We start from the raw sequence: 3,238 nt of genomic DNA on the forward strand, positions 1-3,238 counted from the left end.
GTTGGTGCCGTTGACCGGGGTCACGGTGCCGTCGGAGGTCACCTTGTAGGTGGTGCCGTTGAGCACGATGGTGAAGGAACCATCGGCGCTCGGGGTGACCTGGGGTGCACCGGGCTGGGTCGGAGCCGTCGGTGTGGTGACGGATCCGTTGGGCTGGACCTTGTACGTCACGCCGTTGTAGACGATCGTGTACGAGCCGTCCGCGCCCTTGGTGACCTGCGGCAGCTCAGCACCGTTGGTGCCGTTGACCGGGGTCACGGTGCCGTCGGAGGTCACCTTGTAGGTGGTGCCGTTGAGCACGATGGTGAAGGAACCATCGGCGCCCGGGGTGACCTGCGGCGCACTCGGCAGACCCGAACCGTCGGTGCCGTCGGTGCCACCCTGGGGGTCGGTCGGCTCATCGGTGGAGCCGTCCGGCGAACCGGGGAGACCGGGCACGGTGCCCACGCCACCCGTGAGGCCGCCCAGGGACCCGAGGGTCTCGGTCACCGGCTCGATGACCACGTCGAGCGGGCTCGTCGACAGGCCCGAGCCGTCGGTCGGAGTGGTCGACCCGTCGCCGGGCTGGTCGCTCCCGGGCTCGTCGTCCGCCGGGTCGTCGTTCGTGCCGGACCCGGCGGTGCCGGTCACGTAGTACGTGACCCGCCCGCTGAGCGGCTCGCCGCCGACGGTCACGGCGTCGACCGTGACCGTGGTGGACTGGTCGCCCACCCGCGGCGTGAACATACCGGTGCAGGTCGTCGACTGCCCCGGCGCCAAGGTGCCGCGAGCGCAGGTCAGGGAGCCAGCAGCTCCCCGAGCACGCAGGTCGGTGATCACGGTCTTGCCGGTGTTGGTCACGTTGATCGTCACCGGAACGGGCGTTCCGGCCTCGACCTTCGCCTTACCGGCCGAACCGGCCGCCTGGCCACCCACCCGCGGCGTACCGAGGGTCAGGTTGCACTCGCACTCCTCGTCGGTGCTCGAACCGGGCTGGGTCGAACCAGTGCCAGGAGCGGGCTCGTCAGCACCCGTCCCCGGCTGGTTCGTGCCCGGCTGGTTCGACACCGGCGTGTCCGACCCCGAACCGGAGTCGGTGGTGTCAGCGACCTGGCCGGTGACGTAGTACGTGACTCGGGCGTTGAGCGGTTCGCCGCTGACGGTCACGGCGTCAACCGTGATCGTGCTGGACTGGTCGCCCGCCTTCGGCGTGTACGTCCCGGTGCAGGTCGTCGACTGACCGGGTGCGAGCGTGGTCTGCCCACAGGTCAGGGAGCCGGCGGCTCCCCGGGCGCGCAGACCGGAGATCACCCCGTTGCCGGTGTTGGTGACCGTGATGGTCATCGTCGCCGGCTTGCCTGCGGCAACCTTGGCGCGGCCGGATGCGCCGGCGGCCTGACCGTCGACCCGCGGCGTACCGAGAGTGAGGTTGCACTCACACTCCTCCTGCCCGTCATGGGCAACCACGGGAGCGTCGGTCGTAGCGGCCGGCTTGCCGTTGCGTACGAGCACGCGCGGCTTCTTCGTGTCCGTCGCGCTCACCTCAGGGGCAGTCTCAGCCTTCGTCACGGGCTGCTGCTGCACCGTCGGTGTGCTGTCGGCGGGGGCCTTGACGGTCTCCGGCGCGTCTTCCACCGGAGCCTTCTCGGTCATGGTGTGAGCAGTCTCGTTCGCCTCGGCGTCGGTCTTCTCGGCGGGTGCAGGCGACGGTTCCGAGGCCGTCTGAGCATCCATCGACGAGTCCGACGGAGCCGAGCTGTGCTCGCCCAGAAGTCCGCCGACGTCGGTGGTCTCCTGGTTGTCGGTTTGGGGTGGGCTTGCGGTCTCGTCGGCGTGAGCTGCGCCCGCGCCGGCGGCAAGGAGTCCACCCACGAACAATCCGGTCCCGATGGACCGTCTCATCCACTTGTTCATGGCTTGATACCTCTCTGGTCCTGGTCGGCGATCAGTGAGCCGCCGGGACGCTGGCCGAGGAGTTGGCAGGCGTGTTCGCGGTGAACGAGTTCGCCGTGTAGCAGAACCGGAACGAGGCACCGCTGGCGTTGCCGGCCTGGTCACGAGCGGTCATCTTGATGTTCACGGCGTTCTCGCCCTTCTTCGGCGTGAACGTCACGGTGCAGGTCGTCGTCTGACCAGGTTCGAGTCGCTGCGAGGCGCAGGTCATCTGACCCACCGACGAGTAACCGCTCATCGAGGTGATCGCGGCGTTGCCCCTGTTCGTGACCTCGAAGGTCAGGGTCGACGGGTCGTTGGTGCTGATCGGAGCCTGGGAGGCGGCCTGGACGGACTGGCCGTTGAACAGCACCTTGCCGGTGAAGGCGACCTTGGCTGCCTTCTGCTGCGCGTTGTAGTAGATGTTGCACAGCTTGGTCATCTGCTGACCGTCGGCGCTGGTGACGATGATGTTCATCGACATCTTGACGTTGCCGCTCTGGGCCGGGACCCGGACCTGGCAGACCGAGGTGGCACCAGGCTGGATCGCGGCGTTCGAGCACGCCATGTCGGTCAGACCCTGGTCACCGGGGACCTGCGCCTTGACGTCGGTGATCGGTGCGGTGCCGTTGTTGGTGACCGGGACCGAGATCGTCATCGTCGAACCGGGCTCGACAGAGGCCCCGGGGGCCCTACCAGCGGCCTGGCCGTTGATGCCCGGCGCGCCGACCTTGAAGGAGAGCGTGTCCTGCTGGGTCGGCTGGTTGGGCTGCGACGGCTGAGTGCTGCCCGGCTGGCTGCCGGACGGCTGCTGACCGGAGGGCTGCTGACCGGAGGGCTGCTGACCAGCGGGCTGGTCACCGGACGGCTGGCTCGTGCCGGGCAGCGGGAGAGTCCCGCCGGGCAGGTTCATGCCACCGGTCAGGCCACCAAGGAGACCTCCCACAGGGTCAGAGGCCGGTGCGTCCGAGCCGCCGGAGGGCTGCTCGCCGGAGGGCTGCTCGCCGGAGGGCTGCTCGCCGGAGGGCTGCTCGCCGGAGGGCTGCTCGCCGGAGGGCTGCTCACCGGACGGCTGCTCCCCCGAGGGCTGCTCCGAGCCCGGCAGGGGCAGGCCGCCGGTCAGGCCGCCCAGCGGGTTGCTGCCGCCGAGGAGACCACCCAGGGGGTTGTCGCTGCTCGGCTCCTCGCCAGCGGGCTCTTCGCCGGAGGGCTGCTCGCCGGAGGGCTGCTCGCCGGAGGGCTGCTCGCCGGAGGGCTGCTCGCCGGAGGGCTGCTCGCCGGAGGGCTGCTCACCGGACGGCTGCTCCCCCGAGGGCTGCTCCGAGCC

Annotated in this window: 1 protein-coding gene and 1 pseudogene; both read right to left on the reverse strand. The window is 70.0% G+C overall.

The window, feature by feature from the left end:
* A partial coding sequence (locus G5C66_RS20345; protein ID WP_165112747.1) for a hypothetical protein occupies window positions 1-1,713 on the reverse strand: 1,713 nt, incomplete at its 3' end.
* A 211-nt stretch (window positions 1,714-1,924) separates the two neighbouring features.
* Window positions 1,925-3,238, reverse strand: a pseudogene (locus G5C66_RS26585) (hypothetical protein); the annotation flags it as partial.

The organism is Nocardioides turkmenicus (genome assembly GCF_011045035.1).
In the GTDB taxonomy this organism is placed as follows: Bacteria; Actinomycetota; Actinomycetes; order Propionibacteriales; family Nocardioidaceae; genus Nocardioides; species Nocardioides turkmenicus.